Source organism: Mesorhizobium sp. ISC25 (assembly GCF_042295465.1).
Classification (GTDB): domain Bacteria; phylum Pseudomonadota; class Alphaproteobacteria; order Rhizobiales; family Rhizobiaceae; genus Mesorhizobium.
The window spans coordinates 5,539,515-5,552,976 of record NZ_CP135441.1 but is presented as its reverse complement, the minus strand read 5'-3'; the positions used below and the strand labels follow the sequence as shown (position 1 = coordinate 5,552,976).

Sequence of the window (13,462 nt, the reverse complement as noted above, 5' to 3'; positions counted from 1 at the left end):
GTTTCTGGATCGCCGTCATCCCGGTTTGGCAACGGCCAAAATGTCATGAGGGGACCTGCTGTCGCCATTGCTGCGGTGTCGTCTTCGTCTGTGCCAGAGATTGTTCGCGTCGCCGGCGCAACGTCTCGCGGCCACGCTCCGTCATCGAGTCGGGGGTCCAAAATACGCTGGGATCGATCTTGACCTCGGCGGCCTTGATCCCAGGGATGGCCGTCAGCGCCGCGACAGCGCCGCGAACGATATTCGGCGCCATGGTGCAGCAGGCCGAGGTGACACACATCGTTACGTGAAGATTGCCGACATCGTCGACGGTCCAGCTCTTGATCAAGCCCATATCGATGATGCTGACGGGCGCATTCGAGGCCAGGCTGCACGGATCGTAGACCGAGCCGAGCGCCTCGGCGATCTGGTCGTCCAGGGTCCCCGTCATGCCAGCGCCCTCACCTTGCCGCCCGCCCCCTGCCGCTCTTCCTCATACATCCGCAGCCAGTTCGAATATGGCTTCTGGATGCCGGTGCGCCGGCGTTCCTTGGCGAATTCGTCGTCGGCGATTGCGGCTTTGGCTTTCTCGATGTCGAGACCGACGATGCGGGCATAGTTCCCGCCGAGGATCAGCGCTTTCTCGTTCTTCGTCAGCTGCTTCAGATTGTATTTTGCCATGAGTTCTTCGGTGAATTCGAGGTTCCAGAATTTTTCCAGAAGTGGCTGTGTGTGGCAAAAGAGCGTGCCATCGGAATAGATGATTTTTTCGGGACCACCCCAGAACAGAAATTGCGCCAGAATCTCGCTGAACATGCCGGGACCATGATGCATCAGCAGGCTGGTGATCTCCAGATTTGCATAGACGTTGGGAAACCGCGCAATGGCGTGCGCCGTCTCGTCGACGAAAGCGAGCCCGGCATGGACAATCTCGAAATTGAGACCCGGGAAATGGATCGCAGCACCATCTACGTCGTCGACCCGGTAGGGGTTTATCGGCACCGGCCCATTGGGAATGGCCTTGTGGATGGCGACGGTCTTGATGCCGAGTTTCTGGGCGCGCTCGAACAGAGGATAGGCGAGCTTCGGATCATCCATTCGCCAGCTGCGGAAGGGTTCGACCTCATCGGGATACAGCTTGAGACCGATCGAATTCGGCAGCTCTTTCATCTGGTCTTCGAGATCGCGAAGGCAGACATCCAGCCCTTGTGTCGGACTGACGCCGACATAGGTGAGATAGCGCTCCGGCCATCTGGTTGCCGCTTCGACGTTCTTGGCCCTGGAGCACAGCCCGTCGCGAAACCAAGAGTCCAGCCGCAGATACATATTGGCGGCCATGTCGACATCGGTCTCGAGAAAAAGCGTACGCGCCACGGCCTCGACCGGCCAGTTGGACATGTAGACCTCGGCTGGAACACGCAGGTGCGGAGGGTTCCAGACCAGGTGCAGCTTGACCAGGAGGTCGCGCAGGCCGCGGCCGTAGGGATTCGGCTGCAGGTTCGCGTCAGATAGATCGTAAGCGTGGGCGATTGGGTTGATGATGAAATGACCTTCGATCATGACGTATCCCTTCTCTAACTCTGATTTAGCAGTTCACGGTTTTGCCGCGCCGGGTACTGGATTGACCTTGATTGGATGCGAATGGATCACCGCGATGCGGCCGTGTGTCAGCGGCGCCAAATCCGGGGCCGGCGCGGTCAACGCGTCCTTGCAGAAAAGGTCGAGATCGGACCGCCCATTGGCTCGCGCAAACACTCGCAACGCAATATTGCGCTGGGCCGGGCCGACGCCACGCGCGATCGCCAATGTCAGGCGGATCGGGCCGGACGCAGATGCGAAAACCCGGTGGCGATAGGCAAAGGCAGCGTTCGCCTGGCGCGGTCGCCGCTGAGCCAAGCCGATGTGCAGTTCGATAGCCGAAGAATACCAGACCGCATCGCCGTCAACGCGCGCGCAGGCCGTCCGATTGTGCACGACATATCCACCAGGGGTGACTTCCACGTTGCCCCAATCGGATGGGACCTCGATTGCAACGGCACCCAGGTCGAATGTCTTCCAATGACGTCTGGCCGCAATGAGATGCCCTATCCGTTCGACGCCGGCTGCGAGCCGCTTCGACAGGAACCCCGCCGCAAACAAGGTCCAGGCCGCCGAGCGAAGCAACATGTCGGACGTGTTTATTGACGCAGGAATGGCACACCTCCCCGCTTTGCGACCGCATCGAGATAGACGGCAAACATCAGCACCAAGCCGCTGGTGATGTTTTGATAGGCCGAGGCTACGTTCATCAGAGACAGGCCGTTTGAAAGGCTCTGCATGAGGAGCGCGCCGAGCAGCACGCCCGTCACTGTGCCGGTACCGCCGTAGAGGCTGGCGCCACCGATGACGACCGCGGAAATGGCATTGAGCTCGAGGAAGTAGCCTGCCTCGGGTGGCGCAGCGCCGAGCCTGCCGACAAACATCAGCGCGGCGATCGCCGTCAGGACCCCGATCAGGACGTAGCTGAGGACGATCTGCCGGCCGACCGCGATGCCTGCGATTTTGGCGGCAGTGCGATTGCCTCCGACGGCAAACGCGTGACGGCCCCAGACGAAATTCTTCAATGCGTAGGCAAGTGCCCCGCCGATCACCAGCGTCAACGCCACGGGCATGGGAAGGCCACGGTAAGAAAGCGTCATCCAGGCAAGTGCTGCGACCGCGAGCAGGCCCGCTGCCACCTCGATCAGGTCTTTCGGCCGCCGCCTGGCCTCAACGCGACGCAAGGGCGCCATGGCAACCAACATGGCTCCGGCAAGAAACAACCACAACGGTGGGCCGGTGATGAACGCCTCACCGAAGAAACGGATGTCGCCGCGAATTCCCGAGATAGTGTTGCCGCCGGAGATCGCGAGCGATATGCCGCGAAACGCAAGCATGCCTCCCAAGGTGGTGACAAAGGCCGGCACGCCCAGTCGCGCAACCCACAGCCCATTCCACAGGCCAACGATTACGCCCAGTACAAGAGCGGCAAGAATGGTGAACGGAGGAGGCAATACCGCCCAGGATTCCATGAGCGCTATCACGGTGGCGCAAAGGCTCAGGAACGAGCCGACCGACAGGTCGATTTCGCCCTGCGCAATGATGACAAGCATGCCGAGCGCGACCATGGCCGTCACCGAGGTCTGGCGCATCAGGTTGATGAGGTTGCGGTCACTCACGAACACGCCGTCGGTCGTGATGAAAAGAATGAGCCAGACCAGGCCGACGGCCAGCAGCAAACCTCCCGCTGACCGCGCCTGCTGCAGCAACCTGCGCCGACGCCCTGTCTCGGCGCGTTCTACCTTGAGTTCAGCAGGCAAGGTCTGCGGGTCTGAGGCTTCGTAGGTCAATGCAGCCCTCCCCCAACGGCAAGAACAGCCAATTGATGCTCGCTCATTCCCTGAGTATCCGCAATGGCGACCTGCCTTCCGTCACGCAAAACCAGCACGCGACTGGTCAAGGACAGGATTTCCCCTTCCTCGAGCGAACTGACTATGATGGTCGTGCCTTCGGCGGCGATCTTGCGCATCCAGCGGTACACATCCTGGCGCGCGCCGATGTCGATGCCGCGTGTCGGCTCGTCGAGAAGAAGCACCTGAGGCCGATTGATCAACGCCCGTGCAAGCACAACCTTCTGCTGATTGCCTCCCGACAACGAGCTGATGGGTTGATCGAGGTTGTCAATCTTGATGCCGAGTTCCGCGACCAGTTGCTCGCACAAGCGACGCTCGCTGTCATGGCAGATGAAGAGTTTGTGGCGAACCAGGTCGGCGCGGCCATGCCCAAGCAGCATATTGTCGAGAACCGACAGTTCCGCAACGATGCCTTCCTTTTGCCGTTCGGCGGAAACCAGTGCAATGCCGCGGCCAAGGGCGCTGCGCGCACTGGCAAACGGCCTCGCCGCTTCGCCGCTCAGGCGCATCTGACCGGTCGTTTCCTCCGGTAGCAGCCCGAAGATCGAATGGAGCAGTTCCGTCTTGCCCGATCCCAGGGGTCCGTAGACACCCAGGATCTCGCCTTTAACTGCGCCGAACTCGATCGGTCCAAGTGACAGCCGGCATTTCTCGGATCGTGCCACCTTCCAGGCACCGAGCCCCAGCGCCTCGGGACCATCGTGCGGATGGCCCGAATTTTCCATGCGCATTGTATGCTCGAAGGTATCGCGCCCGAGCATGGCCGCGATCACCGATGCATGCGTCTCGGTCACGCGTGGGGCGTCCAGCACCTTGCGGCCATCGCGAAGCACGACAATGCGATCGCAAACCGCAAGCACCTCATTGAGGTGGTGAGAGATGAAGATGATCGCCGCGCCTTTTGCAGCCAGGTCCCGCATCCTCGAAAGAAGGATTGTCACTTCGTCGGCGCCCAGAGCCGCGGTGGATTCGTCGAACACAAAGACGCGCCCCCCGCGCGCGATGGCTCTGGCTATCTCGACCAGTTCCATCAAGGCGACACCGCCTTGCGCCCCAAGGGTAGCACAGGTGTCGGTGTCGACGCCCAGTTCCGACAGTGCCTTGCCCGCTTGCCGGTGAAGCGATGTCCAGTCTATGAGGCCACGCGCATTGGGTTCAATCGTCAACATGACGTTCTCGCCGATCGTGAGCTGTTCGACGCCGGCGCCTTCCTGATGGATCAGGACAACGCCGGCTCGATGTGCCTGCTTGGTATCCACGAAACGGGTTTCAATGCCGTCCATTGTCATACGGCCGCTGTAGCCGCCGAATGGCACCTCTCCAACAATGACACGCCCGAGCGTGCTCTTGCCGGCGCCATTGGCGCCGACAAGACCGATGACCTCGCCGCGCCTGATATCGAGCGACACCCCGCCGAGTGCCCGCTGTGCTCCGAACTGGACAGCGATATCGCTCAGCCTCACGATCGGGGCGGCTTGATCGGCGGGACCGAGACCTTTCGCGCGTCCAACGCGCTCTGCGTACTGCACCATGTCAAACGCTCGGGAGTTTCAACCAGATCTAAAGGCCGACATCTTCCGGCTTCAGCCAGTCGGTCAGCTTCAGGAACTCGGCCAGGTTGGCACGATCCACGCCGCGCGACTGGATACGCATGCCCGCCACGTCGACGCCTTCGACCGTCACCTTGTCGTTGGATTCCGGTTTCTTGCCCTGCGCCAGCGCGAATGCGGCGTCGGCGGCGGCACGGCCCATCTGTATGAGATCCGTCCATGCGCTCATGGCGATGTTGCCCTTGACGATCTCGCGACCGACTTCGGGAAAGACATCTTCGCCGCAGAGCCAGACCTTGCCGGCCAGCCCTTGTTCGGTAAGAGCGCGAAGGGCGCCAAGCGCCATACCGTCCTCGTTGGCAACTACCGCCTGAAGGTCGTTGTTGGTCTTGGTCAAGGCGTTCTCGATCTGCGCCAGCGCACCTTCGGCACGCCAGGCGTCGTGCCATTCATGCGACACGATCTTGATCTCGCCCGAGTCGATGAAGGGCTTCAGCACGCGCAGCGCGCCTTCCGTCTTCTGGCGTGCGACATCGACGCCGCTTGGACCGCTGACGATTGCCCAATTGCCCTTCTTGGCCTGCGCCAGAGCCTGCTTGGCCTGGATTTCTCCAACCAGATAATTGTCGCGGGCGCACCAGTAGTCCAGCTTGGGAGATGGAATGACATAGTTGTAGGAGATCACGGGAATGTTGGCGTCAGCCTTCACCCGCTCGATGAGGTCCTTTCCCGCATCGATGTTGACCGGGATGATGATGAGCGCCTGGATGCCTTGGGCAAGCATCGCATCGACCTGGGCGTCCTGCTTGGAGACATCCTCCTCGGCGCCCTGGACGATGTATTTCATGCCAAGTTCGTCGGCGCGCGCCTGAAAATAGGCACGGTCATGCGCCCAGCGAAAATGTTCGAAGCTGGGGAAACTGAAGCCTACAGTTATGTCGGCGGCGTTCGCCTTTGTTGAAAGTCCCAAACCCAAGGTGGCACTCGTGGCCCCAAGCGCCATGGTCTGGGCAATGAAATCACGGCGCGAAATCCGTCCTGCCGAGACGTCGGCGATCAGCTTTTCCAGTCTGCTCATAGTTTGGTTCCCCTTATCTGAGCGCAGTTCGACCACGCTTTGTCGTCGTTGACTTATTTACCCTTGTCTCGAAACGTGCGCCGTGGCGATGATCTCCACCAGAAATTCCGGCTTCACGAGGTCCGCGCGGATACAAAATCGCGCCGGCGGATCCTTGGGAAAATAGGTTCTGTAGACCGCATTCATCGCTGCATAATCGCTCATGTCGCGCAGCAGGACCTGATTGAACACCACGTCATCAAGCGAAGCGTTGGCCGCTTCAAGCACGGATTTGATAAGCTCAAGCTCATGACGGGTCTGGGCCGCGACATCCCCATCGCCAACCAACTTTCCCTCGGCATCCGTCGGCAGCGCGCCCCCTACATAGATCGTATCACCTGCCCTGGTTGCGGGTGAATAAGGACCAAGCGGCGGCGGTGAATTCTTCGGAACAATTACTTGTCTAGCCACCCTCGAGCTCCCTTCTCGATGTCTCGATGCCACTTCAAGCAGACTACAGGCTACCCGGTGATGCCGGTAGCACTATCTCGGCGGCTCCGTGTTGCTCAAATGGCAACACGTTGGCCATCACTGCAAACGCAGAGATCTTCTATTTCGATGGTTGGCGACCCGAGCCTGGCGGCGTGCAGCCAGTCAGAAGGATGGCGGAACCTGACGCGCCATGCCACTGCCCTCCGCCTTGTTCTCGGTCGCCAAGTATCTGAAGCCGATAGCCGGCGGGGAACGGATCGACCGGATCAAGCGTGTGCTGGTGAATGCCGGTTATCCAAGCGCTTCCTGAAATGACCGGGACGATCCCGGCCCTGCCCCTACCGATATCTCAGACTCGATATGACAGTCGAATCGGATCCGATTATGGACTTTCCGACATAACGGTGTCCGATGCCCAGGCGACCCTTTGCATGCAGGATGGCCATCCTTGCCGAATCAACCGGTTCCGCAAGGGGAACGGTCCATTTTTCCAGGACGAATGGCGACGGCGTTAACGCCTTGGAGTGTGCCGTTGTACCAGACAATAGGACCTTGACAGAACGAAAGGTGGTCCCAGCCAGAATTTTCGTGGTGTGAGAAGCCATCCCATAGCCGACCTTCACGAGCAGCCCTTGCTCGCACATCCGGGAAAGATAGCACCGTGGGATGCCAATGTCGGTCAGATCGCGGGTCCGCACCTCACCGCGCGGTCTTGCGCCAGAGCAACGGCGCGATTCCCGGAGCGATGGCAGCCCACCTGCAAGGCGTAGTGCTTCTGCGCGGTCACGATCACGTTTTCGAATTTGATGCGGCTGTGGCGCGTCTCGGCGGAGCGCTATGGCGAACTCGCAGTTCGCGGCTTCGCCGATCCCGGGGAGCCACCGCCGTTTCTACGCATGGCGCGATGTTGAACACTAGCGTGCCATTGTCAGTGCACTTCGGTCCGGTTCCCTCCCGCTAGAGCGGCTGGTGAACAGTTACGAAGCCGATCGATGGCAGATTGGGTGCCCTGCCCTTACCCGAAAGCAGCAAAGGCCTCATCGGCAAATTCGACGCCAATATCTAAGAAACGCAACGGCAGGATGGGGGCCGATTGCCGACTGTCGGCTTTTGGGCATCGCTCGTGGGATAGCTGCCGTTCGACCTTGGGATGCCAATTGGCATCGCCGACCCTTTCAGCCGCCAGCGAGAGCTGATGCACTTGGCATAGCTGCAATCCTTCTGGCCTTATCCCATACCCAATAATGATCGGGTGAACCACTCGGAGAATCGCCCGCGGCCCAACAGGCCAAACTCCCCATAGAACCGGTCTCGTATCACTGCCTGGCGTCGGCGCGTGGCCACCTCATCATGCCTGACCGCCCCAAAAGTCTGCGGAAGCTTAGCTCGCGCCCGCGCTGTCGCCTTTGTTCATCCCGTTGGCGCGCCATCGGGTCGGGGACTGGCCGACATGCAGGCGAAAGAACCGGGAGAAATAGGCGGGGTCCTTGAAGCCGATGGCAAAGGCGATGTCTTCGACCGGGCGGATGGTAAACTTGAGCAGACGCTTGGCCTCGATGAGGCGGCGGTCGAGGACAATGTCCTTGACGGATTTGCCCAGCACTTCGCGCACGGCCTTGTCCAGTAGATGCGGCGTGGTTCCCAGGGCGGACACGTATTGATCGACCGACCAGGCCTCTTTGAAGGTTTCATCGACGAGCTGGCGCAGCTCGATTGCCAGAGCCACGGCCGGCGAAGCGCTTGGTCCGACCCGACCGGCATTGAGGCGGGCAATGTAGGAGAGGACGACGGCGACCAGCTCGGGCAATATCCTCTCCGAACCAAGCAGCCCCTCGCGATATTCGTTGAACAGCGTGTCCAGCACCGAGCGCGTCTGCGACCAGGCCGAGAGATGGGCCGAGCCGGCAACGAATACCGGCGTTCGCACCGACAGGGTCGTGCGATCCTGCAGCCCGTTCAAGACGTCGTTGGCGATCGAAACGACGATGGCGTCCGCTCCGGGCTCGATGACAAAACCATGCACCACATCACTGGGCACAAAGCTGACCGCCGGCGCCGAAAAGTCCCAGCTGCTGTCTTCGATCTGATAGTTGCCCGGGCCTGATGTCCAGAACGTGACCTGGCCCATATGCGGATGCTTGTGGGCCGCCACCGTGCCCAGATGCAGGCTATCTCGCTCCCGCACCGTCTCGACATGCAGGAAGCCGACGTCGAGCGAGCGGCTGGGCTCGCCATAGACGAAAAACTCCGGCACGTCCCGATTGTTTGTCATGCCCGAAAAAGTACCAGCGATTTTGCTCCTTTGTCCATCCAGCATCGACTGGCCAGCGCCTATTCTGAGCGCAATAGGGAGAGCACAAAATGCGTTCTGAAGATTTCCGGGCCGATAAGAACCGCCCATTCACGGGTGCCGAGTATCTCGCCAGTCTCGATGACGGCCGCGAGGTCTATATCAATGGCGAGCGCATCAAGAATGTCACCGAACACCCATCCATGCGCAACTCGGCGCGGTCGCTCGCTCGCCTCTATGATGCCATGCATGACTCCAAGAAGCGGGACATTCTGACCTCACCCACCGATACCGGTTCGGGCGGTTTCACCCACAAGTATTTCCGTGTCGCAAAATCCTCGAGCGAACTGGTCGCCCAGCAGGGCGCCATCGCCGAATGGGCCAAAATGTCCTATGGCTGGATGGGCCGCACCGCCGACTACAAGGCGGCACTGATGAATACGCTGGGCGCCAATGCCGATTGGTACGGCCCGTTCAAGGACAACGCCCTGGCCTGGCACAAGCGGGCCCAGGAATCGGTCCTGTTCATGAACCACGCGATCGTCAACCCACCAATCGACCGCCATAAGCCGGCCGACGCGGTCAAGGACGTGTTCGTGCACATAACCAAGGAAACCGACGCCGGCATCTACGTTTCCGGTGCTAAGGTGGTCGCGACCTCCTCGGCCCTGACGCACTACAACTTCCTGGCACAGAGCTCGGCGACGGTCACCGAAGACCCGTCGCTGTCGGTCATGTTCATCGTGCCGATGAACGCGCCGGGCATCAAGATGTTCTGCCGCGTCTCCTATGAGGAGACCGCCAACACTGTCGGCACGCCATTCGACTACCCGCTGTCGTCACGCTTCGACGAGAACGACGCGATCCTGGTGCTCGATAACGTGTTCATCCCATGGGAAGACGTGCTGGTGCTGCGCGATGCGCCCAAAATCCTGTCGTTCCACCCGGCATCGGGCTTCATGCATGGCTATTGCTTCCAGGGCTGCACGCGCTTTGCGGTCAAGCTCGACTTCCTGGCCGGCCTGCTCGCCAAGGCATTGCGCGCCACTGGCGGCGATGCGTTCCGCGGCAACCAGGCGGCGCTCGGCGAAGTCATCGCCCTGCGGCACATGTTCTGGAGCTTCTCCAATGCCATGGCTTACAACCCGATCCCATGGGCCAGTGGCGCCGTCCTGCCGAACCTCGAAGCGGCCCTGGCCTACCGGACGTTCATGTCCGAAGCGTATCCTCGCGTCATCGAGACCATCCGCAAGGTGGTGGCCTCAGGCCTGATCTACCTGCCGTCCTCCGCCACGGATTTCGGCAACCCCGAGATCAACCGCTACCTGGCCCAATATGTGCGTGGCTCCAACGACATGGGTCATATCGAGCGCATCAAGATCATGAAGCTGCTCTGGGACGCGACGGGTACCGAGTTCGGCGGGCGTCACGCGCTCTATGAGCTCAATTATGCCGGTGCGCCCGAAGAAGTGCGGCTGCAGGTGCTCAAGGGCGCCGAGCGCGGTGGCCGCCTCAAGGCCATGGAAGAACTCGTCGACACCTGCATGGCCGACTACGACGAAAACGGCTGGACCGGAAACACCTGGCTACCGCCGCTAGGTGCCTGACAGCGGGATCGGAGGAGACGCAAATGGCCGACCTCGTGACCAAGACCGAATTCCGCAACGCCATGTCCCGGGTCTGCGCGCCGGTCAATATTATTACGACCAACGGACCAGCAGGCCGCGGCGGCTTCACTGCCACCGCCATGTGCAGCGTCACCGATGAGCCGCCAACGCTGTTGGTCTGCATGAATGGGCGATCGGCCCAGACCGACCTGTTCCTCGCCAACCGCCGTTTCTGCGTGAACGTGCTGACCCATGAGCATATGCATCTGGCAGATAAGTTCGCCGGCGGCACTCAGGATATGTCCGAGCGCTACGCGGCCGCCCATTGGTTGACCCTGCAATCGGGCACGCCCGGGCTCGCCGATGCCATCGTCAATTTCGATTGCGAGATCGAAAGCGTGCAGCATGTCGGCACCCACAACATCCTGATCGGGCTGGTGGTGGAAGTGCGTCACCGCCCCGATGGCGCCGGGCTGCTCTATGTCGATCGAAACTACGTCCATGTCCCTGCCCAGTCAGGAAGCTTCGGCGGCTAATGCGGCATGACAGATGTGCGACCCAATTGACGGCCCTCAAGTGAAGGTTTCTCATTGGACAGCCAATTTGCTTTGGGAGGAGCAAGATGGAACTTCGTCAAATTGAAGGTCTCTATCAGCCGGTCTGGCACAAACTGCCAATCGATCAGTGGGCAGACGATCTGAGAAGGGCATGTGGGCACTTTCGACCTGTCCCCCTCCGTGATCAACGGAAGGTCTTGGGGTGCGTTGAGACACGGCACGCCGGCGGCCTCGATTTCGCGCATGTGGTCAAGGACCTCAGCCGCATCGAACGGACGCGCGAGGACGCGCGGAGGGACGACAATGACTGCCTGTTTCTGATCGTCCAGCTGGGCGGCGAAGCGGGCATGGAGCAGTTTGATCGCCAGACCGTCCTGCGGGCCGGAGACTGCATCCTCGTAGACTCTGCGAGGCCATCAACCTTCAACTTCCACGGCAGGTTCTCCAATCAGTTGTCGGTGCATCTGCCACGTCAGCTGATGTATTCGGCAAGTCTGGTCCGCTTCGTCGTGGGCCAACCGCTCGACCGGCGGGATCCCATGGCGCTGACCATCCGCTCACTGATCGCCAAGATCATGATGATGGACGTTGCTGGACGGTCCAAGCCGCACCTGTCGCAATTGTTGTTCGACACGGTGCGCTATGCCTTTGAGTTCGAAGATGTGGCAGACCCGTTGCCCCATCTTGCGGCCAGCTGGGACCGGATCGATTTTGTCGAAGACCTGATCGATCGGAATCTTACGGACCCGGACCTGAGCCCGGCCATGGTGGCTGCACGCCTCGGCCATCCCTTGCGCAGGATACAGGAGGACTTCCAGCAAGCTGGATTGACCCTTAATGCCCTGATCCGCCAGAAGCGGCTGAAGCTGGCGGCGCAACGTCTTGGCGAGCTTGGCGGTCAGGGGCAACGCATCAATATCGCCCAGATCGCCTATATGTGCGGCTTCAACGACATTTCATACTTCAATCGCAGCTTCCGAGAACACTTCGGCTCGGCCCCTTCCGACTACCTGAGAGCGCTGCCGCGCGTTCCCGTCCAATAGCGCCTGCGCGCCAAGCAAGACTATACGCTCCAACTCCCAATAGCGTCCTGATGACGCCTTGGGAGGGGCCTCAACCGACGCGCCGGTTTTTCTGCGGCCGAACCAGCTTTCGACATCGATAGACTTTGCTGATCGGCGCGACGTCTTCGCGTCGTCATCCGGCACATCCTGATCGGCCCACTCCCAGTCAACAGCGCGTGGGCAGCCGGAGGCTGCCAAGCGGCACGATCAGCCGCTGGGGATAGGGTCCGCGACTGTTCTGCTGATGGGCACCGCCTTGACCGTAGCATGCCCCGCATCGACCGAAGAACTGGCAGTGAGCGCCGCAAAACTGTCGGACGTGCAGGTTGCCGGCACGCTGCCGATGGCAGCGGCTGCCGTTGACCTTGCCGCCGCCGGATATACCGAACGCGAGTTCTATGCGGAAGGCGTTGCCAATCGCTACCGCGGAGCGAAGGACGGCGACCTGGATAATGCCGAGATCATCGACGGAAACTGGCCCTACCACACGCGCGTTCTTGTCCGGACCCCGGACGCTGCTGCCTTCAATGGTTTACGCTCGTGGTCGAATGGGCCAATGTCACAGCCGGGCAGGACATCGACTTCGCGTTCGCAGAATCCTGGGAGTACCTGCTGCGCGAGGGGTACGCGGTCGCCGTTGTGTCGGCCCAGAATGTAGGCGTGGATAGGCTCAAGACCTGGAGCCCAGAGCGCTACGGCACCCTCTCGGTCGCCGTCAACAACGTTGACCGGTGGGCGGTGATACAATTGACGATTGCTGCCTGACCCGGCGCTGAACTGTCCTGGAGATCCGCTCTCTTGGGATATCATGACCCAGGTGTCCAAGGCTCTTAAGGACAATGCCGGCGACAACCCGCCGCTGCCCGGTCTGACCGTCGAGGATGTCATCGCCTTGGGCGAGTCGCAGTCCGCGCATCGGCTGACCAGATACTACAACACGATCCAGCCGCTTTACGACTTCTTTGACGGCTTCGTCTTCCTTGATCTGCCTGATTTTCTGCCTGCTGTCCGGCCATCATCTCGACTTTACGGCGGAGGAATTGAAGAACCGCTATGGGAGCCATGACGAGTATGTCGCCCAGGTGCGCAGCACGATGCAGCAGCCAGTGGAGGACGGCTATGTTCTCCCGTTGACGCGGACGCTGCCATCAACGCGGCAGAGGCTTCGGACGTCGCGCGCCGATCCATTTGCGGGGCTTGCCGGATTCGGCGAGCCCCAACCGCTTTGGCTCCAATCGGCCCACTATCAAATGTGCTGCGCAGGGCGACGCGTCGATTTGATGCCAAGCACATGTACTTGACATGGCGGCAGAATTCCCAATTTCACCGCCAACCCGACGACCCACGACAGGTGATCTTGGTGACGTTCGTGGCACCTCCAAAACGCGCGTTTCTGTCCAATAGACGCTGCGCGCCTGACCAAGACCCTTCGCTT

Annotated in this window: 16 protein-coding genes and 1 pseudogene; 7 read left to right on the top strand and 10 right to left on the bottom strand. The window is 60.7% G+C overall.

Features of this window, described 5'->3' with window-relative positions; all coding sequences use genetic code 11:
• Positions 1-43: 43 nt before the first annotated feature.
• The 10 genes from RQ479_RS27365 to RQ479_RS27320 all read right to left on the bottom strand — a co-directional run bounded on the left by RQ479_RS27365 (position 44) and on the right by RQ479_RS27320 (position 8,781).
• Positions 44-430 (bottom strand): metal-sulfur cluster assembly factor, encoded by a 387-nt coding sequence (locus tag RQ479_RS27365; RefSeq protein WP_376703071.1) that lies wholly within the window; start codon positions 428-430, stop codon positions 44-46.
• Positions 427-1,539 carry an amidohydrolase family protein gene (locus tag RQ479_RS27360; protein WP_376703070.1) on the bottom strand — a complete coding sequence of 371 codons (1,113 nt, stop codon included), beginning with the start codon at positions 1,537-1,539 and terminating at the stop codon, positions 427-429. The genes RQ479_RS27365 and RQ479_RS27360 overlap by 4 nt, the downstream gene beginning before the upstream one ends.
• 33 nt (positions 1,540-1,572) lie before the next feature.
• Complete coding sequence (locus RQ479_RS27355) at positions 1,573-2,145, bottom strand: hypothetical protein (RefSeq protein WP_376703069.1); 573 nt, start codon at positions 2,143-2,145, stop codon at positions 1,573-1,575.
• Positions 2,146-2,156: 11 nt separating this feature from the next.
• Positions 2,157-3,347, bottom strand: a complete 1,191-nt coding sequence (locus RQ479_RS27350; protein ID WP_376703068.1) for a sugar ABC transporter permease — start codon at positions 3,345-3,347, stop codon at positions 2,157-2,159.
• Positions 3,344-4,942: a sugar ABC transporter ATP-binding protein gene (locus tag RQ479_RS27345; protein WP_376703067.1), complete on the bottom strand. Its 1,599-nt coding sequence runs from the start codon at positions 4,940-4,942 to the stop codon at positions 3,344-3,346. Before RQ479_RS27345 ends, RQ479_RS27350 begins: the two co-directional genes overlap by 4 nt.
• Before the next feature lie 28 nt (positions 4,943-4,970).
• Complete coding sequence (locus RQ479_RS27340) at positions 4,971-6,038, bottom strand: substrate-binding domain-containing protein (RefSeq protein WP_376703066.1); 1,068 nt, start codon at positions 6,036-6,038, stop codon at positions 4,971-4,973.
• 57 nt (positions 6,039-6,095) lie between these two features.
• Positions 6,096-6,488 carry a Rid family hydrolase gene (locus RQ479_RS27335; protein WP_376703065.1) on the bottom strand — a complete coding sequence of 131 codons (393 nt, stop codon included), beginning with the start codon at positions 6,486-6,488 and terminating at the stop codon, positions 6,096-6,098.
• A gap of 139 nt (positions 6,489-6,627) precedes the next feature.
• Positions 6,628-6,804, bottom strand: a complete 177-nt coding sequence (locus RQ479_RS27330; RefSeq protein WP_376706025.1) for a hypothetical protein — start codon at positions 6,802-6,804, stop codon at positions 6,628-6,630.
• A gap of 720 nt (positions 6,805-7,524) precedes the next feature.
• A complete protein-coding gene (locus RQ479_RS27325) occupies positions 7,525-7,770 on the bottom strand; it encodes a hypothetical protein (protein WP_376703064.1) in 246 nt (81 codons plus the stop codon).
• Between the two features lie 120 nt (positions 7,771-7,890).
• The gene (locus tag RQ479_RS27320; protein WP_376703063.1) at positions 7,891-8,781 is read right to left on the bottom strand and encodes a helix-turn-helix domain-containing protein; all 891 of its coding nucleotides are present in this window, start codon (positions 8,779-8,781) and stop codon (positions 7,891-7,893) included.
• 89 nt (positions 8,782-8,870) lie between these two features.
• Here RQ479_RS27320 and RQ479_RS27315 point away from each other — a divergent pair, with 89 nt between their 5' ends.
• From RQ479_RS27315 to RQ479_RS27285, 7 genes and pseudogenes are all read left to right on the top strand, one after another.
• A complete protein-coding gene (locus RQ479_RS27315; RefSeq protein ID WP_376703062.1) occupies positions 8,871-10,406 on the top strand; it encodes a 4-hydroxyphenylacetate 3-hydroxylase family protein in 1,536 nt (511 codons plus the stop codon).
• 23 nt (positions 10,407-10,429) lie between these two features.
• The gene (locus tag RQ479_RS27310) at positions 10,430-10,942 is read left to right on the top strand and encodes a flavin reductase (protein WP_376703061.1); all 513 of its coding nucleotides are present in this window, start codon (positions 10,430-10,432) and stop codon (positions 10,940-10,942) included.
• Between the two features lie 86 nt (positions 10,943-11,028).
• On the top strand, positions 11,029-12,006 hold the full coding sequence (locus tag RQ479_RS27305; RefSeq protein WP_376703060.1) for a helix-turn-helix domain-containing protein: 978 nt from the start codon (positions 11,029-11,031) through the stop codon (positions 12,004-12,006).
• 265 nt (positions 12,007-12,271) lie between these two features.
• Positions 12,272-12,499 (top strand): annotated as a pseudogene (locus RQ479_RS27300) (alpha/beta hydrolase domain-containing protein); the annotation flags it as partial.
• A 68-nt stretch (positions 12,500-12,567) separates the two neighbouring features.
• Positions 12,568-12,792 (top strand): alpha/beta hydrolase domain-containing protein, encoded by a 225-nt coding sequence (locus RQ479_RS27295; protein ID WP_376703059.1) that lies wholly within the window; start codon positions 12,568-12,570, stop codon positions 12,790-12,792.
• 43 nt (positions 12,793-12,835) lie between these two features.
• The gene (locus RQ479_RS27290; protein ID WP_376703058.1) at positions 12,836-13,093 is read left to right on the top strand and encodes an alpha/beta hydrolase domain-containing protein; all 258 of its coding nucleotides are present in this window, start codon (positions 12,836-12,838) and stop codon (positions 13,091-13,093) included.
• Entirely contained in the window at positions 12,990-13,328 is a 339-nt protein-coding gene (locus tag RQ479_RS27285) for an alpha/beta hydrolase domain-containing protein (RefSeq protein ID WP_376703057.1), read from the top strand. Before RQ479_RS27290 ends, RQ479_RS27285 begins: the two co-directional genes overlap by 104 nt.
• Positions 13,329-13,462 lie beyond the last annotated feature (134 nt).

Bases quoted from the DNA above. Each gene is read 5' to 3' on its own strand.
- RQ479_RS27320 (WP_376703063.1), bottom strand. From the start codon at position 8,781: ATGACAAACAATCGGGACGTGCCGGAGTTTTTCGTCTATGGCGAGCCC.
- RQ479_RS27340 (WP_376703066.1), bottom strand. From the start codon at position 6,038: ATGAGCAGACTGGAAAAGCTGATCGCCGACGTCTCGGCAGGACGGATT.
- RQ479_RS27310 (WP_376703061.1), top strand. From the start codon at position 10,430: ATGGCCGACCTCGTGACCAAGACCGAATTCCGCAACGCCATGTCCCGG.
- RQ479_RS27345 (WP_376703067.1), bottom strand. From the start codon at position 4,942: ATGGTGCAGTACGCAGAGCGCGTTGGACGCGCGAAAGGTCTCGGTCCC.
- RQ479_RS27365 (WP_376703071.1), bottom strand. From the start codon at position 430: ATGACGGGGACCCTGGACGACCAGATCGCCGAGGCGCTCGGCTCGGTC.
- RQ479_RS27290 (WP_376703058.1), top strand. From the start codon at position 12,836: ATGACCCAGGTGTCCAAGGCTCTTAAGGACAATGCCGGCGACAACCCG.
- RQ479_RS27360 (WP_376703070.1), bottom strand. From the start codon at position 1,539: ATGATCGAAGGTCATTTCATCATCAACCCAATCGCCCACGCTTACGAT.
- RQ479_RS27355 (WP_376703069.1), bottom strand. From the start codon at position 2,145: ATGTTGCTTCGCTCGGCGGCCTGGACCTTGTTTGCGGCGGGGTTCCTG.
- RQ479_RS27315 (WP_376703062.1), top strand. From the start codon at position 8,871: ATGCGTTCTGAAGATTTCCGGGCCGATAAGAACCGCCCATTCACGGGT.
- RQ479_RS27305 (WP_376703060.1), top strand. From the start codon at position 11,029: ATGGAACTTCGTCAAATTGAAGGTCTCTATCAGCCGGTCTGGCACAAA.